Annotated in this window: 20 protein-coding genes and 2 pseudogenes; 12 read left to right on the top strand and 10 right to left on the bottom strand. The window is 66.6% G+C overall.

Annotated features, from left to right (window positions below; translation table 11 throughout):
• Nucleotides 1–11: 11 nt before the first annotated feature.
• On the top strand, nt 12–1,511 hold the full coding sequence (gene zwf / locus RMCB_RS14120) for a glucose-6-phosphate dehydrogenase (protein ID WP_062829259.1): 1,500 nt from the start codon (nt 12–14) through the stop codon (nt 1,509–1,511).
• An 86-nt stretch (nt 1,512–1,597) separates the two neighbouring features.
• On the opposite strand, the gene RMCB_RS14115 is transcribed toward zwf, so the two are convergent.
• Together RMCB_RS14115 and RMCB_RS14110 are read right to left on the bottom strand one after the other, a co-directional pair.
• Complete coding sequence (locus RMCB_RS14115; RefSeq protein WP_062829258.1) at nt 1,598–2,734, bottom strand: DUF7159 family protein; 1,137 nt, start codon at nt 2,732–2,734, stop codon at nt 1,598–1,600.
• A gap of 98 nt (nt 2,735–2,832) precedes the next feature.
• Nucleotides 2,833–3,714 (bottom strand): SDR family oxidoreductase, encoded by an 882-nt coding sequence (locus RMCB_RS14110; protein WP_062829257.1) that lies wholly within the window; start codon nt 3,712–3,714, stop codon nt 2,833–2,835.
• A gap of 78 nt (nt 3,715–3,792) precedes the next feature.
• Between RMCB_RS14110 and RMCB_RS14105 the strand changes: the two genes are divergently transcribed.
• The gene (locus tag RMCB_RS14105; RefSeq protein ID WP_062829256.1) at nt 3,793–4,353 is read left to right on the top strand and encodes a TetR family transcriptional regulator; all 561 of its coding nucleotides are present in this window, start codon (nt 3,793–3,795) and stop codon (nt 4,351–4,353) included.
• Here RMCB_RS14105 and RMCB_RS14100 read toward each other — a convergent pair whose 3' ends face one another.
• From RMCB_RS14100 to RMCB_RS14090, 3 genes are read right to left on the bottom strand one after another with little or no spacing between them, the layout of a single operon-like run.
• Nucleotides 4,354–5,655: a 9-bladed beta-propeller domain-containing protein gene (locus RMCB_RS14100; RefSeq protein ID WP_131805527.1), complete on the bottom strand. Its 1,302-nt coding sequence runs from the start codon at nt 5,653–5,655 to the stop codon at nt 4,354–4,356.
• A gap of 2 nt (nt 5,656–5,657) precedes the next feature.
• A complete protein-coding gene (locus RMCB_RS14095; RefSeq protein ID WP_062829254.1) occupies nt 5,658–6,209 on the bottom strand; it encodes a hypothetical protein in 552 nt (183 codons plus the stop codon).
• The gene (locus RMCB_RS14090) at nt 6,182–7,438 is read right to left on the bottom strand and encodes a L,D-transpeptidase (protein WP_029368163.1); all 1,257 of its coding nucleotides are present in this window, start codon (nt 7,436–7,438) and stop codon (nt 6,182–6,184) included. Before RMCB_RS14090 ends, RMCB_RS14095 begins: the two co-directional genes overlap by 28 nt.
• Before the next feature lie 270 nt (nt 7,439–7,708).
• On the opposite strand from RMCB_RS14090, the gene RMCB_RS14085 reads away from it, so the two are divergent.
• From RMCB_RS14085 to RMCB_RS14070, 4 genes are read left to right on the top strand one after another with little or no spacing between them, the layout of a single operon-like run.
• The gene (locus RMCB_RS14085) at nt 7,709–8,641 is read left to right on the top strand and encodes a hypothetical protein (protein ID WP_131805526.1); all 933 of its coding nucleotides are present in this window, start codon (nt 7,709–7,711) and stop codon (nt 8,639–8,641) included.
• Nucleotides 8,642–8,679: 38 nt separating this feature from the next.
• Entirely contained in the window at nt 8,680–8,886 is a 207-nt protein-coding gene (locus tag RMCB_RS14080; protein WP_062829252.1) for a hypothetical protein, read from the top strand.
• Entirely contained in the window at nt 8,883–9,266 is a 384-nt protein-coding gene (locus RMCB_RS14075; protein ID WP_062829251.1) for a type II toxin-antitoxin system death-on-curing family toxin, read from the top strand. Before RMCB_RS14080 ends, RMCB_RS14075 begins: the two co-directional genes overlap by 4 nt.
• Before the next feature lie 55 nt (nt 9,267–9,321).
• The gene (locus RMCB_RS14070; protein WP_062829250.1) at nt 9,322–10,947 is read left to right on the top strand and encodes a peptide chain release factor 3; all 1,626 of its coding nucleotides are present in this window, start codon (nt 9,322–9,324) and stop codon (nt 10,945–10,947) included.
• A 184-nt stretch (nt 10,948–11,131) separates the two neighbouring features.
• On the opposite strand, the gene RMCB_RS14065 is transcribed toward RMCB_RS14070, so the two are convergent.
• A complete protein-coding gene (locus RMCB_RS14065) occupies nt 11,132–11,599 on the bottom strand; it encodes a GNAT family N-acetyltransferase (RefSeq protein WP_109784305.1) in 468 nt (155 codons plus the stop codon).
• A gap of 183 nt (nt 11,600–11,782) precedes the next feature.
• On the opposite strand from RMCB_RS14065, the gene RMCB_RS14060 reads away from it, so the two are divergent.
• Nucleotides 11,783–12,802 (top strand): metallophosphoesterase, encoded by a 1,020-nt coding sequence (locus RMCB_RS14060; protein WP_062829249.1) that lies wholly within the window; start codon nt 11,783–11,785, stop codon nt 12,800–12,802.
• Here the strand turns inward: RMCB_RS14060 and RMCB_RS36550 are convergent.
• The 4 genes and pseudogenes from RMCB_RS36550 to RMCB_RS14045 form a co-directional block, all read right to left on the bottom strand.
• Nucleotides 12,778–13,004: pseudogene (locus tag RMCB_RS36550) on the bottom strand (LuxR C-terminal-related transcriptional regulator); the annotation flags it as partial. The gene RMCB_RS14060 and the pseudogene RMCB_RS36550 sit on opposite strands and share 25 nt — an antisense overlap.
• Nucleotides 13,005–13,098: 94 nt before the next feature.
• Nucleotides 13,099–14,058, bottom strand: coding sequence for a mechanosensitive ion channel family protein (locus RMCB_RS14050; protein WP_062829248.1), 960 nt, complete (start codon nt 14,056–14,058; stop codon nt 13,099–13,101).
• 60 nt (nt 14,059–14,118) lie between these two features.
• A complete protein-coding gene (locus tag RMCB_RS35830; RefSeq protein ID WP_131805525.1) occupies nt 14,119–14,358 on the bottom strand; it encodes a hypothetical protein in 240 nt (79 codons plus the stop codon).
• A 116-nt stretch (nt 14,359–14,474) separates the two neighbouring features.
• Nucleotides 14,475–15,131: an NUDIX hydrolase gene (locus RMCB_RS14045; RefSeq protein ID WP_062829247.1), complete on the bottom strand. Its 657-nt coding sequence runs from the start codon at nt 15,129–15,131 to the stop codon at nt 14,475–14,477.
• A 70-nt stretch (nt 15,132–15,201) separates the two neighbouring features.
• Between RMCB_RS14045 and RMCB_RS14040 the strand changes: the two genes are divergently transcribed.
• The 5 genes and pseudogenes from RMCB_RS14040 to RMCB_RS14025 all read left to right on the top strand — a co-directional run bounded on the left by RMCB_RS14040 (nt 15,202) and on the right by RMCB_RS14025 (nt 21,092).
• A complete protein-coding gene (locus tag RMCB_RS14040) occupies nt 15,202–16,605 on the top strand; it encodes an ADP-ribosylglycohydrolase family protein (protein ID WP_062829246.1) in 1,404 nt (467 codons plus the stop codon).
• Nucleotides 16,606–16,980: 375 nt separating this feature from the next.
• Nucleotides 16,981–17,748, top strand: a pseudogene (locus tag RMCB_RS36545) (sodium:proton exchanger); the annotation flags it as partial.
• Between the two features lie 25 nt (nt 17,749–17,773).
• Entirely contained in the window at nt 17,774–18,067 is a 294-nt protein-coding gene (locus tag RMCB_RS36540) for a calcium:cation antiporter family protein (protein WP_234792105.1), read from the top strand.
• An 87-nt stretch (nt 18,068–18,154) separates the two neighbouring features.
• Nucleotides 18,155–20,128 carry an OPT family oligopeptide transporter gene (locus tag RMCB_RS14030; protein ID WP_062829245.1) on the top strand — a complete coding sequence of 658 codons (1,974 nt, stop codon included), beginning with the start codon at nt 18,155–18,157 and terminating at the stop codon, nt 20,126–20,128.
• Nucleotides 20,129–20,321: 193 nt separating this feature from the next.
• Nucleotides 20,322–21,092: a DUF1906 domain-containing protein gene (locus RMCB_RS14025; RefSeq protein ID WP_062829244.1), complete on the top strand. Its 771-nt coding sequence runs from the start codon at nt 20,322–20,324 to the stop codon at nt 21,090–21,092.
• Nucleotides 21,093–21,118 lie beyond the last annotated feature (26 nt).

The following is a 21,118-nucleotide window of genomic DNA, read 5'->3' as shown; positions in this document are numbered from 1 at the left end:
AGCCTGCCAGGATGCACAACGTGGCTCCCGAAAAGGCGCAGACCGTCGCCTACCCCGCACCCGGTTCCCGTCCGACGCGCCCCAACGGCGAAGTGCTGCCGCCGCACGTCATCGTGCTGTTCGGCGCCACCGGGGATTTGGCCAAGCGGAAGCTGATCCCGGGGCTGGCGTATCTGGACCAGTCGAGCTTCAGCCCCGACATCCGCGTGGTGGCGACCTCTTTGGAGGATTACACCAAGGAGCAGTTCCTCGAACACGCCAAGGCCGCAGTCGACGAATTCGCCACCCGTCACCCGACCGACGAGCAGTGGAAGAGCTTCGCCGACAAGGTGCAGTACGTCCCGCAGAGCGCAGGCCCGGCAGCGCTGGCCGCGGCCGTCGCCACCGCCGAGGAAGAGCTGGGCCCCGACGCCCGTCGCTTGCACTATCTGTCGGTACCACCGAAAGCGGCAGAGTCGGTCATCACCATGCTCAAAGAAGCCGACCTCGTGAAGCGCTCCAAGGTGGTCATGGAGAAACCATTCGGCACCGACCTGCAGAGCGCGGTCGCGCTGAATGCGTTCGTGCACAGGACATTCAAGGAATCCCAGATCTTCCGCATCGACCACTTCCTCGGCAAGGAAGCCGCGCAGAACATCCTGGCGTTCCGGTTCGCCAACGGGCTTTTCGAGCCGATCTGGAACCGCAACTTCATCGACCACATCCAGATCGACATCCCCGAAACCCTCGGCCTGGATCAGCGCGCCAACTTCTACGAGAGCACCGGCGCCTTCAAGGACATGGTGGTGACCCACTTGTTCCAAGTGATGGCGTTCGTCGTGATGGAACCGCCGACCGCGCTGGAGCCGCGCGCGATCAGCGAAGAGAAGAACAAGGTGTTCCGGTCGATGTTGCCGATCAACACCTCCGAGGTGGTGCGCGGCCAGTATCAGGGCTACCGCAGTGAGAAGGGCGTGGCGCCGGATTCGGAGACCGAGACGTTCATCGCGCTCAAGGTCGGAATCGACAACTGGCGCTGGGCCGGCGTGCCGATCTACCTGCGGACCGGCAAGCGGATGGCCGAAGGGCAGCGGATCATCTCGATCGCGTTCAAAGAAGCACCGCGGACCATGTTCCCGGCGGGATCTGGCGTCGGCGCGCAGGGGCCGGATCACCTGACCTTCGACCTGGCCGACGCGTCGAAGGTGTCGTTGTCGTTCTACGGCAAGCGGCCCGGGCCGGGCATGCGGCTGGAGAAGCTGTCGATGCAGTTCTCGACCCAGGAAACCGCCGAGATCGCCGACGTTCTCGAGGCCTACGAGCGGCTGATCCTCGATGCCATGCGTGGCGATCACACGCTGTTCACCACCGCCGAGGGCATCGAGTCGCTGTGGGAACGCTCGGAGCCACTGCTGGAGGATCCGCCCGTCGTCAAGATGTACCCGCAGGGCACCTGGGGCCCCAACGCCATCCACCAGTTGATCGCGCCGAATGCCTGGCGGCTGCCGTTCGAACGGGTGTGGCGGGAGTAGGTCGTCACATCCGCACTTCGGTCACGATCGCGGAACCAGTACTCGAGCTGCCCGCCTGTTAGCGACAATCGAGCGCTTCAGCCGAATCAGTGAAAACGGTTGAGCAGCGGGATCTTTTCGATGATGCGGTCGCGCAGCCGCGGCGGGGGCGGCGGCGGTGCGTACACCGGGGCGGGTGGTGGCACATAGACCGGCGGCGCCGGCGGGACGTACGCCGGTTCGGGGGCAGGCGGAACGTACGCCGGTTCGGGGGCCGGCGGGACGTACTCCGGTTCAGGGGCCGGCGGAACGTACGCCGGCTCAGGGGCCGAAGCCTCCTGCACAGGGGCGGGTGGCGGAGCAGCGGCGACCGTCTCGTGAACCGGTGGCGGGGCAGGATGGACGACAGCGGGCTGTGCCACCGGAGGCGGGGCGGGTCGCACGGATTGCTCGACGGCGCCGGTGTTGTTCAGCTCCGTCGACTCGGGGGTCAGTCGCAGCCCGAGCGCAAGCGACAACGAGACGACGAAAACGACGACCGCGGCAGCCAGCACCGAGGACAGCACCCCGACGCGGGACAGCAGCGGTTTCGCAACCGGCGCAGGCGCGGCGTTGACCGTGCGAGCCGCGGCCAACGCGGCGCCGCGGGTCAGCGCGAGATCCGCTTCGGCAGCAGTGAAGACGGGCCGGGTGGTCTCGCCGCGCAACACGGTCACCAGAGCGTCGGCGGCGTCGACGTCTGAGCCGAGGACGAAGACGGCGTCGGGGCTCGGACGTGCGTTGCGGACGGCGGAGCTGGCCTGATCGACCAGGGCGGAGTCGATGCGGTCGATGCGCTCGGCGCGGACGCGCTGATCGTTCACGGTCGCGATGAGCGCGGCGTCGGGTTCGACCAGGCAGACGACGAGGAAGTTGTAGTCGGAGATCTCGGCGATGCCGCCGGCCAGGACCTCGGCGGCCTCGACGTCGGGGACGTCGACCACGCGGGCCCCGCCACCGACGGCGTCGAGTGCCGCGCGGACCTTGGCGGCCACGGCGTCGGCGCCCGTCGACCAGGTCAGGCCGACAGCGTGCAACTCGCCGCCGCCGAGCACGTTTTCCAGCAGCGCCTCGGCGTCAAACGCGTCGACGTCGGATATGTCCAGTGCCCCGCGGTCGACAGGGGCACCCTCGCCCGTGATCCCGTCGACCAGCACCCACCGGACGACGTTCGATGTCATCGAGAGACCCAGTACGAGGTCCATGGATGACCTCCGATCGTTCGTCAATCGCCCATGAGGGTACCGGTAGGACGGCGCTGTCGCCCGTTCCGCCTGTCAACAGCGCCGTCTACCAGTCGTTTTCACGCGAAGTAGTGCCCCTGGGCCAAATCGTCGAGCAGGACCGGGCCCGTCGGCTCCCACCCGAATCGCTCCCGCGTCAGCGCGCTCGAGGCCGGGATGTCGAGTGCGAACATGCCGCCGATCCATCCGAAGTGATCGAAGGCCTGCTCGACGGGAACCGAAGTGACCGGAAGGTCGAGATGGCGGCCGATGGCGGTGGCGATGTCACGGCCGGCCACCCCCTCCTCAGCCACGGCATGCAGAACTGTCCCGGTGGGAGCCTGCTCGACGGCCAACCGGAACAGCGGCGCGGCGTCGAGGCGGTGCACGGCCGGCCAGCGGTTGGCGCCGTCGCCAATGTAGGCCGCGACCCCTTTCTCACGCGCGATCTGGATCAGCCTCGGCACGAAGCCGTGATCGCCCTCGCCGTGCGTCGTGGGCGAGAGCCGCACGATCGAGGCCCGCACCCCCTTGTCGGCGAAAGCCAGCGCGGCGGGCTCGGACAAGCGAGGTAGCCCGGGTCGGAATTCGTCGTTCTCGGTCAGCGCCCGACCCGGGGGCTGACCGGCCATGCCGGAGGTGACGACGAGCGGACGGTCCGACCCCGCCAGCGTGGTGCCGAGGACCTCGATGGCGCGACGGTCCAGTTCTCCGGCATCGGCGAAGTTGTCGAAGTCGTGATGGAACGCCAGGTGGATGACGCCGTCGCTGGCGTCGGCACCTGCCCGGAGGCTCTCCGGATCGTTCAGGTCACCGCGGTGCACGCCGGCTCCGGCCGCGGCGAGGGCATCGGCCGAGGCGTCCGAACGCGCCAGGCCGAGAACGTCGTGTCCGTTGTCGATGAGATCGCGGACGACCGCCGACCCCACGAATCCGGACGCGCCGGTGACGAAGATCTTCATGAATACCTCCTGATGTCAGTGACTGCCATAGCCTGACAACACGATGACAGTCACTGACATTCCCTAAAATCGGAAGCTATGAGCCGGTGGGAGCCCAACGCGCACGATCGCCTGCAAGAAGCCGCGCTGCAGCTCTATACCGAACGTGGATTCGACCAGACGACCGTCGCCGAGATCGCCGAGCGGGCAGGGCTGACCGAGCGCACGTTCTTCCGCTACTTCGCCGACAAGCGCGAGGTGCTGTTCGGCGGGCAGGCCCTGCTGACCGAGCTCCTCGTCACCGCCATCGCCGAGGCCCCCGACGATGCGCGCCCACTCGAAGTCATCGCCACGGCGCTCGCCGCGCTCGGGCCCGTGTTCGAAGGCCGGGTCGACCATGCCCGGCGCCGCCAGGCCATCATCGATGCCCACCCAGGGCTTCAGGAACGCGAACTCATCAAGCTCGCCACGATGACTGCCGAGACGGCCGACGCGTTGCGGCGCCGCGGCGTCGGCGATGCGGCGGCCCGGCTGGCCGCCGAAACCGGGGTGGCGGTGTTCAAGGTCGCGTTTTCGCGGTGGATCACCGACGACTCCGCAGCCGGACTGGCCGCCGTCATCGCGTCGTCGTTCGATGAACTCAGGGAGCTGACGGCCTGATCACGACGGATCGCGCAGCGCGGCCAGTTCGTGGGCCGTGCGGTGGATGAGCGACGTGCCCACCTGTTCGACGACGTCCTCACGGCCGTCCTGGGTGATGCGCCAACGCTCTTGGCAATTCGCGGTGTCGATGGCAACGACGTCCCGCGTGTAGCCGTGATACTCCTCGCTGAGGACGATGCGCCCGTCCGAACCCACGAAATGCGTGAAGTCGAGCGGGCAGCTCGCGCCGGCCTGCCCGGTTTCGAGGCTCCACTGCTGCCAGGCCGGGCCGGACTCGATGTAGAGATCGTGGCCCACCGTCCGGAATTGCGGTGCCTGGTACAGAGCGTCGGCCGCGGGTAGTTCGAGGCGTTGCTGTCCGTCGGACGAGTAGACCCGGAACACGGGCTGGTCGAGCACGATCGGGACGGCAACGTTGTCGAGCAGGTTGTAGCCCTGGAGTTGATGCTGGGCCAGCAGCCTGCCCGCGGTGTTGTAGAGGAGCACGCCCGCGGTATCGCCGGCCTCGTATTGATAGGCGAACCCGCCGGGGTAGACGACGGCCCGGCGCAGCGTCGTGCCGTTAGGCGGCGTTGGCGTCTTCTCGGTGCCATCGATGACGGAGAACACGCGGTAGTGCGGATCGTCCGGTGTCGGGATCTGCGTGGCCAATGTCAGCGGTGCGGTGTCGGTGACCGTCGGCGGCGACAGCACCAACTGACCACTGCCGGGGACGAACCACGTCAACTCGGCCTTCGCGCCCAGCCCGTAGACACCTTTACCCGGGACGGTCGCCACGAGCCGGGTCTCGCCGCGCGGGTTACCGACGGGCCTTACGTTCGGCCCGGTGACGCCGTCCTGCTGCAGGTCGGTGTCACCGCTGTGGGGCACGGATCCGTGCTCGAGGTCGACGACCCAGACGTGTGTGCCGGTGAGACAGATCGCTGCCGACGGGCCGTTGAGCCGACAGGTGTGGTCGTCAGGTCTGTCGAGCAAGACCGGTGTGAAGAGCCGAGCACCGGTTCGCAGGTCGATCCCGTAGACGAATCCTCCGCCACACCGGGAGCCGCACTCGGCGACGAAGTACGCACGGTCGCCGCTGCTGCCGAACGGCTTGCCGATGGAGACGTCGTCGGGCAGCCCGATGTCGGCGCTCGTGATCCGCCAGCGATCGACCGGTTGACGGTCCAGCGAGAACCCGATCAGCTGTGGCGTCGGCGCGGCCTCGTCGTCGCCGTGCCGGGTCCACAGCACCACCGCGACGATCGTCACCACGACGGCGAGCGCCACCGCGAGCGCGACGACCACTGCCCTGCGCACGGCTAGAACACCCAACTGCCGGCGGGCCGCAGCACGAACCCGTGGTTCACGATCGGGTCGATGCACGCGACGCCGTCATCGGTGACCGCACACGTGTTGTTGGTCGCGGTGAGCTTCTGGCCGACGGCCAAGCGCGGAAACCCGTCCGGCGGCGCGCACGTCGCCTCACCGCTGCGGGTGAACACATACAGCGTGGAGACATAGGTGTCGGCCGACGAGCGGGCGGGCTCGTAGACCGAGCCGCAGCGCATGCCCGGTGCGCCGGGAAGCCCGGGAAGTTGCCCGTGGCACTGCACCGGGACGTGCCGGTCGGGATCGTCGATGTAGTCCCAGCTGCAGGTCAGCGCCGGCGTCGTGAACCCGATCGTGTCGAACTTGGAGCGCTGCACGTGCTGCGACGGGTCCGCCGCGGAGAACGCGCCCAGGTCGGGGAAGCCGGGCGGCGCCGCGGCGGCCGGTGGCGCGAGGACCCCGGCACCAAGCACGACCGCCAGCAGAATCCCCCACCGCACGACCGTGGATCCGATCAGCGCAGCGCGCTTCCCTGGATCCACTGGCCCCACGGCACGCTCCAGTCGCCGTTGTGTTTGAGGGTCAGCGGTTCGCCGCCGGTGTTGCGGACCTCGACGATGTCACCGGGCACAGCGAAGTCGAAGAACCACTTGGCGTTCTCGCTGTTGAGGTTCAGGCAGCCGTGGCTGGTGTTGGTGTTGCCCTGCGCCCACACCGTCGCGTTGAGCTGATGCAGGTAGATGCCATCGGTGCTGATCCGGGTGGCGTACGGGATGGTCTCTTTGTAGCCAAGCCGGCTGTTGACGGGCAGGCCGAACGTCGAGGAATCCATGATCACCGGGTTGGCCTTGTCCATCACGGTGTAGATGCCGCGCGGCGTCCAGAAGCTCAGCGTGGTGTCGCCGATGGTTTCGGTACCACCCATGCCCATCGAGGTCGGCATGGTGCGGACCAGCTTGCCGTTCTCGAAGACGCTGACCTGTTTGGTGTTGTCGTCGGCGATCGAGATGTGCGAGTCGCCGATGGTGAACGACACCTTCTCGTCCTCGGCCCCGTAGAGACCGTCGCCCAGTTTGGCGCCGTAGATGTCGGCGTTGACGGTGACCTGGGTGCCCGGCGTGTAGTACTTCTCGGGCCGCCAGTGTGCGGTCTGATCGTCGATCCAGTTCCAGGCGCCGAAGACGGGCGGGTTCGTGGTGACCTTGAGACGGCGTTCGGCGCTGGCCTTGTCGGTGATCGGCTCGTCGAAGCGCGCGACGATCACCATGCCGACGCCGTACTTCGCGCCGTCCTGCAGCATGGCGCCCGAGGTGCCGTCCAGGTACACCTGGGCCTGGTTGCTCGGGGTGAGGGTGCTGAACGTGGTGACCTGCCGGGTCGGCATGCCGCCGGGGCCCTTGGCCGAGACCGTCATCGTGTAGGTGCGGCCGAACCCGAGCGTCGTCGTCGGCTTCCACGTCTTGGCGTCCGGCGTGAGGATGCCGGGGATCTGCTTGCCGCCGTCGTTGACCATGGTGACGCTGTCGATCGTCCCGGTCTCGGCGGTCACGAGGATGCGCGCCAGCGGATCGACCTCGGCGTTGGGCTTCGGGGTGATCGTGAGCTTGGCCGGTTCGGTGGGTGACGCCTGGGGCGCACCTTGAGGGGCGGCGGCCAGCGTCTGGCAATGCTCACTGCAGTCCGGCAAGGCGGTGACGACCACACCGCCGAGCACGGCGAGCACAGCAAACGCGACCGCAAGGCAGGCACGGCGAACAGACGTCAACGTCACTCCAATGTGTTTTCCGGCGAGGGCCGTATCGATCGAGCGCCGATCGGGTGCGCTAATCCTAACCGGGCCACGGCGCGTGTGGCGCGACGGGCACGGCTAGCGCGCGCGTCGTGATGTGGTCGTTGCGTGCGTGAGGTATGGGCGCGACGCGACACCGAGTGGAGCGTCCGCGAAACGCGCTATCGCCGCTGCTACCACCGAATCTGGCAGCGCCGGCGAGAGCACATTTTGGCGCGCCGGCGGTGCCGAAACTGGCCATAGGCTTCGACCGTGCGAATGGGAATTCAGGTTGCGGTCCTGGCATCGGTGTTGCTGACGGCCGCATGCACAGGTGAGTCCGCGACCCCGGCAGCGTCGCCCACGCATGCGGTCAGCACCGACCGTGAGGATGTACTGCGCAGCGTCCGTGCTGTCGACACATGTGCCCTATACGGCGGCGAACAGTCCGTGGCCGGTCGGGCCTTGACGGTGCTGGGGCCGACCTCGGTTCTGGCTTGCGACGCCCGGATCGGCGAACCCGGCGACAAGATCGACGTATCGCTGGGCCTCAATGTCGGTCCGGCGACGCCTGCCAAAGAAGACAGTTGGGTCAAACATCGCACGATCGACGGGGTCGACGTCAGCTCGGTCTCTTCGCTCGACGCACCGAACGCTCCACCGAAAGACCAGGTGGTGAGCTGGAGCTGCAACTTCGTCGCCCGGTACCCCGACGCCACCGCGATCACGGCCACAGTGACAGCACCCCCTGCGGTCGATGCCTGCCCGATCGGCGAAGAGCTGATCCGCACCGCGATCCGCCAGTTCGCCGAACGGCCGCAGCGGGGGCAGTCCGATTTTCCGACCACTGTGCTCACCGGCGCGGACCCGTGCGCCGCGATCAAACGACTGCAGCCCGCGCACCGCATCGACTGGAACGTGCCCGACTCCGCGGTCAGCACCTGCACGTTCAGCGTCGACGGCGCCGAGCTGACCACGTCGTTCGACTATCGAGATCCGGCCCAGCTCGCGTACGACGGCGAGCAGCCCGCGGTCGGCGGTCATCGTTTCGTCGGCGACATTCAGAGCGGGGTCTTCGAGGTCGTGGTCGGCGACGAGTTCCACGTTGCCGACAAGACGCTGCAACCCGTGGTGAGCATCGTCGATCTGTCGCCGGAGATGAACCGGATCCGATTGGTCGCGCAGGCCGTCGCCGACGAGTACTGACTGCTCAACAGTGGTATCACTTCGGTATCATCGAGCAGGTGGGCATGACTCTGCGAACCACCGATGAGCAAACCGAAGCGCTGCGCCGCCAAGCGGCCGCGGAAGGTCGGTCCATGCAAGCCGTCGCACTGTCGGCCATCGACGAATACATCGCTCGTCGCGCACACAAGACCCAGGTCGACACGGTGTTGCAGCGTGTGATCGCCCAGGAGGCCGGGGTGCTGGAGCGCCTCAAGGACGCGTGACCGAGTACCTGGATCTCGAAGATCTCCTGGAGATTGCCCGCCGGGCCGTCGGAGCCGACGTAAAAGTTCGCGATTACGGGCTGCTCGAGTCGGCCCTGGCTCGGCCGTCCGCCTCGGTGTTCGGCGAGGACGCCTATCCGGATCTGCACCTCAAGGCGGCCGCGCTCCTGCACTCTCTCGCGCGCAACTACGCGCTGATCGACGGGAACAAGCGCCTGTCCTGGACGGCCTGCCTGACGTTCTTGGCGATCAACGGGCAATGGATCACCGCACCCGAAGACGACCGGTTCGACTTCGTCATCCGGGTGGCCACCGGCGTCGAGTCGGACATTCACGCCGTCGCCGACCTACTACGGGCGTGGAGCCACCGCGAGGCGTGACCGGCTCAACTCGATTACTGATTTATCGCAGGTCGGCCATACCATCGCTGACGAGATGACCGACAACGCCCTCGACACCCCGACCGCCACCGAACCGCCGAAAGGCGACCGCGTCTCCGCGGAAGCGGCCCGCCGCCGAACCTTCGCCGTCATCAGCCACCCCGACGCCGGTAAGTCCACGCTGACCGAAGCACTGGCCCTGCACGCGCGCGCCATCACCGAGGCCGGCGCGATCCACGGCAAGGCCGGCCGGCGCTCCACGGTGTCGGACTGGATGGAGATGGAGAAGGCCCGCGGTATCTCGATCACGTCGACCGCGCTGCAATTCCCCTACCGCGACTGCGTCATCAACCTGCTCGACACCCCCGGCCACGCCGACTTCTCCGAGGACACCTACCGGGTGCTGACCGCGGTGGACTGCGCGGTGATGCTCATCGACGCCGCCAAAGGCCTTGAGCCGCAGACGCTCAAGCTGTTCCAGGTGTGTAAGCACCGCGGTATCCCGATCATCACGGTGGTCAACAAGTGGGACCGGCCCGGGCGGCACGCCCTGGAACTGATGGACGAGATCCACGAACGCATCGGGCTGCGCACCACACCCCTGACGTGGCCGGTCGGTATCGCCGGGGATTTCCAGGGTGTGATGGACCGTCGCAAAGGGCACTTCATCCGCTTCACCCGTACCGCGGGCGGCGCCACGATCGCACCTGAGGAGCACATCCCCGCCGACGCGGCCCATGACGCCGCAGGGGTCGACTGGGACACGGCAGTCGAGGAATCCGAGCTGCTGTCGGCCGACGGATCCGACTACGACCGCGAGACGTTCCTCGGCGGTGAGTCGTCCCCCGTTCTGTTCACGTCGGCGGCGCTGAACTTCGGCGTCAACCAGCTGCTCGATGTTCTCGTCGAACTCGCGCCCGCTCCCAGCGGCGCGCTCGACGTCGACGGTGTTCGGCGCGCACCCAACACGCCGTTCAGCGCCTTCGTGTTCAAGGTGCAGGCCGGTATGGATTCCGCGCACCGCGACCGCATCGCCTACGCGCGGGTGGTTTCCGGCACGTTCGAACGCGGCGACGTGCTGACCCACGCCGCCACCGGCAAGCCGTTCGTCACCAAGTACGCGCAGTCGGTGTTCGGCCAACAGCGCTCGACGCTCGACGATGCGTGGCCCGGTGACGTGATCGGGCTCGCCAACGCCGCGGCGCTCCGTCCAGGCGACACGCTGTATCGCGATGTGCCCGTGGTGTTTCCGCCGATCCCCAGCTTCTCCCCCGAGCATTTCGCGGTGGCCCGCGGCACCGACCCCAGCAAGCACAAGCAATTCCGCAGGGGCATCGAACAATTGGAGCAAGAAGGCGTCGTGCAGGTGCTGCGCTCCGACAAGCGCGGTGAGCAGGCCCCGGTGTTCGCCGCCGTCGGTCCCATGCAGTTCGAGGTGGCCGCCCATCGCATGGCCACCGAACTCAGCGCACCCATCTCGCTCGAATCACTGCCCTACCAAGTCGCCCGCATCGTGTCGCCGGAAGATGCCGACTTCGTGAATCGCCAAGTGTCAGCAGAAGTTCTGACCCGCACCGACGGCGTGATGCTCGTCCTCTTCTCGACGCCGTGGCGGCTCGAAGGCTTCCAGCGCGACAACCCGAACATCAAGCTCGGGTCGTTGGTGGCTGCTGAGGGGTAGTCGAGCGCAACATGCGTGCGGCGTCATCGGGCGACGGGCCGCGCCGACGAAGTCGCTCCTAAGAGCGCCACAGTCGATCAGTTGTGTTGTCTCACAAAAACTCCGGCGGCAGATTGCGACCGTCGACTCCACGATACCGCTACTGGTACCTAAATCAGGTACCAGTCTCAGTAAGCAGCCACCGTCACGACCCTGCTTCAGCGCGCCGTCGCATCAACCGCTCACCGGCATCGTCGGGCGATGGACCGGCATCGACGAATCCGTTGCGTTCGTAGAGCGCGATGGCGGGCCGATTGTGTGCCTTGACCGAGAGCACCACGTCACGATCTCCGGCCCAATCGAGCACGGCCTGCACAGCGGCGTCGCCGACGCCGCGTCCACGAGCAACCGGACTGACCCACATAGATATCAGTTCCACCGCACCGCCAGGCTGCTCGTAGGCGCCGACGATCCCGGCCGGTTCCCCATCACAATGAACGACAATGTTCAGCGGGACGGTGGAAAATCGTTGGCGCCAGCGCTCTTCCGTGTCACCGGAGCCCGTCCACTCAGCCAGCGTCGACCCATACATGTCGGGTGACTCTGCCAGTGCCTGCAGGCGGAGATGACGCCAGAGCGGCCAGTCATCGGTGCGCAGGATCTGTGCGTGCATCACGTGGAAGTCTGCCACGTGCACACAACCGCATTGAAGCCGTCAAAAGTTTTGACGCTGCCTCTCACCACACTGCCCAATCCGCTGCACGCGCACCCGTCAGTGCACACGGATACCATCGAGGTGCGTGTTGAGAGGCCGTCGTCAAGCACCGATGGCATGCCACGCTATCTCCACGCTCGGATGCCAGCGGTCAGCAGGATCACTCGGACGAAGGGAGCCCAAGAAGTGACGGTGCGGGGCTACGACATCATCGGCGACGTCCACGGATGCGCCGCCCAACTCGAAGTGTTGCTTCTGGATCTCGGCTATCAAAAGCAGGACAACACAAGCGAATACCGCCACCCGGACCGCCAGGCCATCTTTGTGGGCGACCTGATCGACCGCGGCGACGAACAACTGAAGGTGTTGCACATCGTCAAATCCATGGTCGACGCCGGCAGCGCAATGATCGTCATCGGCAACCACGAGTTCAACGCGCTGGCCTACGACACCGAATGGCCACCTGGCAGCGGCACATTCTTGCGCCCGCACACCGAGAAGAACACCAACCAGCACCAAGCGTTTCTCGACCAGGTCACAGGCGACGACCGCCGTCGATATCTCAAGTGGTTAACAACAATTCCACTGTGGCTCGACCTCGGTGACCTGCGAGTGGTCCATGCCTGCTGGCACGACGACTCGATCGCAGTCGTCGAGCAGCAGTGCGGCTCGAGCGCACCCTTCACAAACGTCAACCATCTCGCCGCCGCCAGCGACGAGAGCCATCCGTTGTTCACGGCGGTCGAGACGCTCCTGAAGGGGCCGGAGATCAGCCTGGTCAACCACGACCAGCCGCCCTACCACGACAAGGACGGTCACCCACGGGAGAACGCCCGCATGCAGTGGTGGAACAGCGAGGCCCGCACCTTGCGCGACATCGCCGAGATGGGCGGCAATTTCACCACAGAGGCCGGTGATCCCTACCCGCCGTTGCCGGAGTTGGAGGTGGCCGACACGCTCACCCACGTCTACTCCGACACCGTCCCGGTGTTCTACGGCCACTACTGGCGGCAGCAGCCGCCGAAGCAACGCCACGACTGGACCGACTACACCGCATGCGTCGACTTCAGCGCCGTCAAGGGCGGAGCGTTGACGGCGTACCGCTGGTCCGGCGAAAAGCGAATCCGCCCTGAGCATTACAAGTCGTCGAGCGCGATGTAGCCATCCTGGATCGCCCGCGCGGCCAGGGCCGCTTTGGTGGGGGCGGGCCGTCCCGCTCGCTCGTACTTCGCGCGCACCCGCGCTGCAGATACGTCGCAACGGTGCCGGGCGCGATGAACAGCGCCCGCTCCACAGCGGCTTTGCCTTCTGTTCTCAGCCAGGCAATCAGAATCTCGCGCTCACGCGTAGAAAGCTCGACGCGCGTGCAGTGGCCGGTGTTCATCGGAACGTCTCCATCTTTCTGTTCGGACAGCCCGCACACGCGAGCCGAACAGAATGACAGAGACCTCCGACAACTAGTTCTCCTCGGCCGGCTTCCCGCCGACCAGGGCGTGGATGCGCCCTTGCGGATACGGCAGATCGATGCCGTGCTCGTCGTAAGCGCGGAGAACCGCCCGTCGCAGTCTGCGTTGCACTGCCCACTGCGCGTTGGGCTTCGTCTTCACCGTCATCCGCAGCTTCAGCAGATCGGCCGACAACTCCTGTACACCAAGCATTTCCGGCTCACCGACCACTTTGTGAGCCATCGTCGGATCGGCGATGACTTCGTGCGCGGCGTCGAGGGCGACCTGCTCGGCCCGGTCGACATCAGCGGTCAGTGCGACCGGCACCTCGACCCGCGCGACGGCAAAATCCTGGCTCATGTTCCCGACGCGAGAGATCTCGCCGTTGCGGACGTACCAGAGGGTGCCGTCGATATCACGCAGCGTGGTGATCCGCAGGCCGACGCTTTGCACCTCGCCCGTCACATCCCCAACGTCAACGGTGTCGCCGACGCCGTACTGATCCTCCAAGAGCATGAAGATGCCGGTGACGAAGTCTTTCACCAAGTTCTGAGCACCGAAGCCGATGGCGAGGCCGACCACGCCGGCGGAGGCGATGAACGGCGCGATGTTCACGCCCAGTGTGCTGAGTAACGCCAGCACCACCCAGATCAGCAGCAGGATGGACACGGTCGATTTGAGAACAGATCCGATGGTCTGGGCGCGCTGCTGACGCCGTTCGGCCGCTCTGCCTCCTGCTGCTGATGCCCGGTCGCGCAGATAGCGCACCAGCGGTGGTCGTTTGGTCTCGACTTCCATGTCCCCGCTACGGACCTCGCGCGATTTACCGGTGGTCGCGCGATCGATCATGCGGTGCAGCAAAAATCGCACGATCAGTGCGACGGCGATGTACGCCGCGATGCGGATGGGGACCTCGATGAGCCAATGTCGATTGGTTTCCGTCCATTCGAAAGCCACGTTGTACACACTCATGGTTCCGACCGTACGGAAGGAGTTTCGCGAAAGTCGAACCCTGACCGCGGTCCGGCAGGACTAATGCCCACCCACGGGCGGCTGCCCACCGGCCGGCCCGTACGGTCCGTTCTGGACGCCTGGCCCCGGCATCGGCCCGGGGGTTCCGGTGACGGCCGGCGGCGTCACCGCACATGTCGGCGGACCCGCGACATCGGCGGGAGTGCCGCCGCTCTGGCACTGGTTGGGCTCGTCAGCTGCGGCGCCGGGCGAAAGCGCAACGGCCACTGCGGTTGCGGATCCCGCGAGCAATAGGGTCATGCGTGTCGGTGTGAAGGTCATACTTGTTTCACCCACTTTCCTCGGGAGTTTTGCGCCGAAAGGTCGGGATAGCCGAGGTCGGCACGTCGTAAACCCACCTGCGGACGTGGTTGATCTCACTTCGCCGCGCGCCGAAACAACTCGGCCGGGCGCCCTCGCCCGCCGGCCGTCACATTGCCGGTCGCTTCCAGCTGGCCTTCCATAGCCCGCCGAAAAGTGTCGCGCTGCAACGGTTCTCCCGCAACCGCCTCATGGAGCAGTCGCAGATCCCGCAGGGTGAATTCGCCACCCAGCAGGCCGTCGGGATCAGGTCCTACCTGGTAGCGGCCGCGCACCTCGGCGACGGCGAGCTCGATGATCTTGTCGTGGTCGTACACCAGTCGGCCCGGGGCGTTCACCGGTACCAATCGGGTGCTGTCGACGACGCGCGTCGCCAACCGCTCGGGCGGGACGACGGCGACGTGCGCAACGGACAGCACCCACCCGCGGTCATCGCGGTCGAGGGCATCGAAGACCTGGAGTTGGCGCGGCAGCACGCCCTGGACGTTGGCCTTGTCCGCAAGGGATCGCTTCACGGCGTCAGCGAGCGTCTCGCCCTCGTGCAGGAAGGTGCCAGGCAGCGCCCAGCCCGGGCCGCTCGGGCGGCGCACCTGAAGCACCACCAGCCCTTGCGTGGGATCGATGGTCAGCAGCGCCGTGTCGACGGCGACCGACGGCCGCGGGTAGTCCTCAAGACTCTTCCCGTGGCTATCTCGATGGCTCCGCTTGTCCATGTCAGTGCCTCAGCGTACAGTGAAACCCAATTAGCGCAGATATGCGCAAAATGTAATCGAGGAGGCCGCGATGGCATCACTGAATGACCGAATCGAAGGTGTCCTTCTGGGGACCGCAGCCGGAGACGCACTGGGCGCTCCGTACGAGTTCGAGCCCGCGCGCGGCCCCGAACTGCCGGTGGAGATGGCCGGGGGCGGCCCATGGGAGCCGGGCGAGTGGACCGACGACACCGCGATGGCGATCGCGATCGCCGAGGTAGCGGCCGCCGGGGCCGATCTTCGCGACGGTGCCGCACACGACGCGATCGTCGCCCGCTGGCACGAATGGTCCTTGGGCGCGAAGGATGTCGGTATTCAGACCCGCTCGGTACTCAGCGCCGCGGCTCGTGATGGCGCACTGTCGGGCGCCGGGGCTCGCGCGGCGTCGGCAGTGCTGCACGAACAAACCGGACGCACCGCCGGCAATGGGTCACTGATGCGAACCGCGCCAGTCGCTTTGGCCTATCTTGACGACGAAGCCGCCATGGTCGAAGCAGCCCGAGCCGTCAGTGAGCTCACCCACTTCGATCCCGACGCCGCCGACGCGACAGTGTTGTGGTGCAGCGCAATTCGCCACGCGGTGTTGACCGCGGAGATAGACGTGCGAATCGGCTTGCGCCACATCGACTCCGGCCGCCGCGACGTGTGGTCTCAGCGGCTCGACGAGGCCGAGTCGTCGCGCCCGGCGGACTTCCCCAACAACGGCTGGGTGGTCGCGGCCCTGCAAGCGGCGTGGTCGGCCATCGCGACCACCAACGCCACCGGCCCCGAACATCTCCGCCGCGGGCTCGACGCGGCGGTGCGCTGCGGAAACGACACGGACACCGTCGCCGCGATTGCCGGCGGCCTGCTCGGCGCGGCATATGGAGCCTCGGCGGTTCCACTGCAGTGGCGCGCCCTGCTGCACGGCTGGCCGGGCATCACCGGCCGCGGGCTCGTCGGACTCGCGACGGCGATCGCACGCAAGGGCCCGGGCACCGATCCCGACTACTCCTGGTCGCGCGCCGACATCCTCACTCCCCACCCGCATGATCCGAATGTCCTGTTGGGCAGCGTGAATGCGCTGCGCCGGTCGCCGGCCGAGGTGGACGCGGTGGTGTCGCTGTGCCGGATCGCGGAAAGCGATGTGCCCAAAGGCATGCACGTGGAAGTGCGACTGATCGACAGCGTCGAGCCCGACGAGAATCCGCACCTGGACTTCGTGCTGCGCGAAGCTGTGCAGGCGATCGAAGACCTTCGGGCCCAGGGGCGCACTGTTCTGGTGCATTGCGTGGAGGCATACAGTCGCACACCGACAGTGGCGGCGCTCTACGGTGCGCGGCGCCTTGGTATCGACATTGACGACGCACTCCACGACGTGCTCGAGGTGCTGCCCGACGCGAATCCCAACCCGGCGTTTCGAGAAGCGTTGCGGCGGTTGTCCGCTCTGGCCTGACACCTCGGTCGTCGACGTTCCTGTCGTCCGAATGTCGTATTCCGCCGCACCAAAGAAGCTGGCACCGTTGGAGATCCACCACAACGGAAGGGGCTCAATATGCTCAAACTCGTTCGTCGGCTACGGGCCGTCTGCCCGCGCTGCAATGGCGCAGGAGGCCACAGCGACTTCGGCAACTGGGTCAACTGCTCCGCGTGTCGCGGCACCGGCCAGAAGTAATGCCGCAGGCGATGAGCCCGCACAGCTCGAGCTTGGCGGGCTCATCGTTTGCAGCACCGCTGAATTATCCCAGCACGGAATGATAATTCACGCTCCATTGACTTAGCTGTGGCCAGATCCGCTGCCGTCAATGGCATCGCCCTTTACGGTTGACCCATGTCGGCCGCCGCAGCCAGTCCCGTACTGATCCGGTCTGATCGGATCTTGCTGATCCTCTCGGCGGCACTTGCCCTGTGCGCCGGGCTCGCCCATTTCGGTGGCTGGAATTCGGTGGTGGCGTTCCTGGTCGCCGCTGCGGCGGTCGCCGTGCTCGCGGCGCTGGTGGGCCGCAGCGTCGACCAACTCGGCGACCGGTTCGGCGCCGGGGCCACCGGCGTCCTGCAGTCCGCGCTCGGCAACCTGCCCGAGTTGTTCATCTGTTTGTTCAGTCTGCAGGCCGGCCTGGTCGACGTGGTGCGCGCAGCGCTGGTCGGGTCCATCCTCGCCAACCTGTTGCTCGTGTTGGGGCTCGCGTTCCTGGTCGGCGGGCTTCGGCACGGCACCCAACAACTCGGCTCGGAGCGAGCGCGGACCATCACCGTGTTGATGCTGCTTTCCGTGACGGCGCTGTCCATTCCGTCGGTGGCCTACTGGATTCACACCCCCGCCGCCGAGCACGAGGGCGCGTTGTCCATCGTCGTCTCGGTGCTGCTGCTCGGCCTGTTCGCGCTGTCCTTGCCGGCGTCGCTGCGCCGCGACACCACCGAGGCTCCGTTGCAGCCCGACGTCGCCGCCGAACCGCAGGAACAACCGCGCTGGCCCGTCTGGCTCGCGATCGGCATGCTCGCCGTCGCCGGTATGTTGGCCGCCTTCGTGTCGGACTGGTTCGTCGCCGCGCTCGAACCCGCCATGGCCACGCTGAACATCTCCCAGGCATTCGCCGGTTTGGTGGTGGTCGCGATCGCCGGTAATGCCGTGGAGAATTTGGTCGGTATCCAGCGGGCAATCGGCGTACGCGTTCTCGGTGGTCCTCAATTCCCCGCTGCAGATCGCCCTGGTGCTGGCGCCGCTGCTGGTTCTCATCTCCCAGTTCACCGGGCTGGCCGCGCTCACCCTGGTCCTCAGCCCGATGTTGGTGGTGGCGCTGTTGCTGGCGGTCATGCTGGCCGCATTCATCTCTTTCGACGGTGAGTCGACATGGCTGGAAGGTGCGACGCTCGTCGTCCTGTACGGGATCATCGCGGCATCGTTCTGGTGGGGCTGACGGTTCGGATCCCTGCGCCGATCGGCCCTCGGCGCCGCGGCCCAGCGCTTACCGTTATTCAGCAACTGCGACCAAGAGGGGGCCGAGGTGACCGCGTCACCCACCACATCCACGCTGCGTGAACTGACCGTCCGGGGGATCCTGCTCGGCGGAGCGATCACGCTGGTGTTCACCGCCGCCAACGTCTACCTCGGCCTCAAGGTCGGTCTGACATTCGCCACCACCATCCCCGCCGCGGTGATCTCGATGGCGATCCTGCGCAATTTCGCCAACCACTCCATCGTGGAGAACAACATCGTGCAGACCGTCGCGTCGGCGGCGGGCACCCTCTCGGCCATCATCTTCGTGCTGCCCGGCCTGGTCATGGTCGGCTGGTGGACCGGGTTCCCCTACTGGATCACGCTCGCGGTGTGCGCCGTCGGCGGCATCCTCGGCGTGATGTACTCCATCCCGCTGCGCCGTGCCCTGGTGACCGGGTCGGATCTGCCCTACCCCGAGGGGGTGGCCGCCGCCGAGGTGCTCAAGGTCGGTGACAGCAGCGGCGGCGCCGAAGACAACCGCACCGGCATCCGGGTGATCGCGTTCGGTTCGGTGGTCTCGGCGGCATTCGCGTTGCTGGCCAACCTCAAGGTGCTGGCCAATTCCGTGGCGGCGTACTTCCGCGTCGGCGCGGGCGGCTCGATGTTCGGCGCGAGCCTGTCGTTCGCGTTGATCGGCGTCGGTCATCTGGTCGGGATGACCGTCGGCATCGCAATGCTCGTCGGGCTGGTCATCTCGTTCGGGATCATGCTGCCGATCCGCACCAATGGAGCGTTCGGCACCGACAAACCCATCGGCGACGTCATCGACAGCGTGTTCGCGCACGACGTGCGGTTCATCGGCGCCGGGGCGATCGCGGTCGGCGCAGTGTGGACGCTGCTGAAGATCCTGCGCCCCATCGTCAAGGGCATCACCGAAGCACTGACCTCGGCGCGTGACCGCCGACAGGGCAAGCTCGTCGACGTCACGCAGCGCGACATCCCGTTCCCCATCGTCGTCGGCACCGTGGTGGTGATGCTGCTCCCGATCGCCGTGCTGCTCTGGGAATTCACCCGCGGCACCGCGCTGCAAGGCAGCGCGGCCGGGATCATCGTGGCGAGCCTGGTGTTTGTCTTCCTCATCGGACTCGTGATCGCAGCGGTGTGCGGTTACATGGCCGGCCTGATCGGCTCCTCGAACAGCCCGATCTCTGGCGTTGGCATCCTCACGGTGCTCATCGCCGCGCTGGTGATCAAGCTGGTGTTCGGCCACACCAGCGACAGCCAGTCCACCGCGCTGATCGCCTTCACCCTGTTCGTCACGGCCGTAACCTTCGGCGTGGCCACCATCTCCAACGACAACCTGCAGGACCTCAAGACCGGCCAGCTGGTCGGCGCCACACCATGGAAACAGCAGGTGGCGTTGGTGATTGGAGTGCTGTTCGGCTCGGCGATCATCCCGCCGGTGCTCGACCTGATGCAGCGCGCGTTCGGATTCCTCGGCGCGCCGGGCGCCAAAGAGAACGCTCTCGCCGCACCCCAGGCCGCGCTGATCTCCTCGCTGACCAAAGGCGTGTTCGGTGGATCGCTGAACTGGTCACTGATCGGGCTGGGCGTCGCGATCGGCGTCGCGGTCATCATTGTCGACGAGATTCTCAACCACACAACACGATTCGCCCTGCCACCGCTGGCCGTCGGGATGGGCATGTACCTGCCGATGAGCCTGACGCTGATCATCCCGTTCGGCGCGTTGCTGGGCTACTTCTACAACCGCTGGGCCGACCGGACCGGCGGCAACGTCGAACGCAAGAAACGCCTCGGTGTCCTGCTGGCCACCGGCATGATCGTCGGTGAAAGCCTCTACGGCGTCATCTTCGCCGGATTCGTCGCCGGCACCGGCAGCGAAGACCCCTTCGCGATCTTCTCCAGTAACACCGGCAACCTCGCCGAGATCATCGGGATCATCGCGTTCGTGCTCGTGATCGGCTGGATGTACAAGTGGACGCAAAAGACTGCGGGGCGTGACGTGAAGGTCGACAGCTGACGCTTCCGCCACAGCACACTGCCCCTGCCACGTCGCTGAACTGAGACTTTGGCGCGCGGCCCAGTCGTGTCACGGCGTCGCAGATGGGATCGGGGACGGACGGCAAACCGATGGCATAACGGTGTGATATTGAAACGAAAGTCGACTCGCGAGGCTACAGCAGTCTCAGCAGTCACTTTGTTACCGTCGAGCGGTGCAGGTTTCCCGGCGTGACGTGCTGCGCTATGCCACTGCGGCCTCGGCCCTCGTCGGGCTGAGCGCTGCATCGGCATGCGCGGGCACACCCACGGCATCCGCCGCCGCGCCCACGCTCATCGACTTCGCCGCGCGCCAGATTCCGGCCCAGGACATCCGTGCCGCCGGCCACTCCGGGGTGATCAACTACGTCTCGACGTCGCGGCCCGGGTCATCCTTCGGCGCCAAGCCGATCACCCTCCCCTACGCCCAGTCGCTGACCGCCGCCGGGCTGGTGATCGTCAGCAACTACCAATACGGCAAGCCCGGCAGCACAGCACCGTCGGACTACACGCGCGGGTACGCCGGTGGCGTCGCCGACGCGCGCACCGCGTGGCAACTGCACACCGCCGCAGGTGGCGGCCGCAGTGCACCGATCTTCTTCAGCGTCGACGAGGACATCGACCGCAACACCTGGAACAACGTCGCGCTGCCGTGGTTTCGCGGAATCAATTCCGTGATCGGCGCGCAGCGCACCGGCATCTACGGCGGGATCAACCCGTGCCAATGGGCCGCAGCCGACGGCGTCATCGGCCGGTCGAGCACGCCCGGTCGCGTATGGGCGTGGCAGACGCGCTCCTGGTCCGGCGGTCAGGTCTACCCTGCCGCGGTGCTCTACCAGCGTGTGGTGAGCACCGCCTCGAATCCGGGCCCGGCGGTCGGCGGACTCTCAGTCGACGTCAACGATGTCCTGGCCCAGGATTGCGGTCAGTGGAACCTCCATCCGTGATGGTTCACATGGTCACGCTGCATCGT

Source organism: Mycolicibacterium brisbanense, assembly GCF_001570425.1.
Classification (GTDB): Bacteria; Actinomycetota; Actinomycetes; order Mycobacteriales; family Mycobacteriaceae; genus Mycobacterium; species Mycobacterium brisbanense.
This window is presented reverse-complemented; position numbering and strand designations above follow the sequence as displayed.

Coding starts and splice junctions, on each gene's coding strand:
- zwf (WP_062829259.1), top strand. CDS start 12: ATGCACAACGTGGCTCCCGAAAAGGCGCAGACCGTCGCCTACCCCGCA.
- RMCB_RS14115 (WP_062829258.1), bottom strand. CDS start 2,734: ATGGACCTCGTACTGGGTCTCTCGATGACATCGAACGTCGTCCGGTGG.
- RMCB_RS14110 (WP_062829257.1), bottom strand. CDS start 3,714: ATGAAGATCTTCGTCACCGGCGCGTCCGGATTCGTGGGGTCGGCGGTC.
- RMCB_RS14105 (WP_062829256.1), top strand. CDS start 3,793: ATGAGCCGGTGGGAGCCCAACGCGCACGATCGCCTGCAAGAAGCCGCG.
- RMCB_RS14070 (WP_062829250.1), top strand. CDS start 9,322: ATGACCGACAACGCCCTCGACACCCCGACCGCCACCGAACCGCCGAAA.
- RMCB_RS14065 (WP_109784305.1), bottom strand. CDS start 11,599: ATGCACGCACAGATCCTGCGCACCGATGACTGGCCGCTCTGGCGTCAT.
- RMCB_RS14060 (WP_062829249.1), top strand. CDS start 11,783: ATGCCAGCGGTCAGCAGGATCACTCGGACGAAGGGAGCCCAAGAAGTG.
- RMCB_RS14050 (WP_062829248.1), bottom strand. CDS start 14,058: ATGAGTGTGTACAACGTGGCTTTCGAATGGACGGAAACCAATCGACAT.
- RMCB_RS35830 (WP_131805525.1), bottom strand. CDS start 14,358: ATGACCCTATTGCTCGCGGGATCCGCAACCGCAGTGGCCGTTGCGCTT.
- RMCB_RS14045 (WP_062829247.1), bottom strand. CDS start 15,131: ATGGACAAGCGGAGCCATCGAGATAGCCACGGGAAGAGTCTTGAGGAC.
- RMCB_RS14040 (WP_062829246.1), top strand. CDS start 15,202: ATGGCATCACTGAATGACCGAATCGAAGGTGTCCTTCTGGGGACCGCA.
- RMCB_RS36540 (WP_234792105.1), top strand. CDS start 17,774: ATGCCGTGGAGAATTTGGTCGGTATCCAGCGGGCAATCGGCGTACGCG.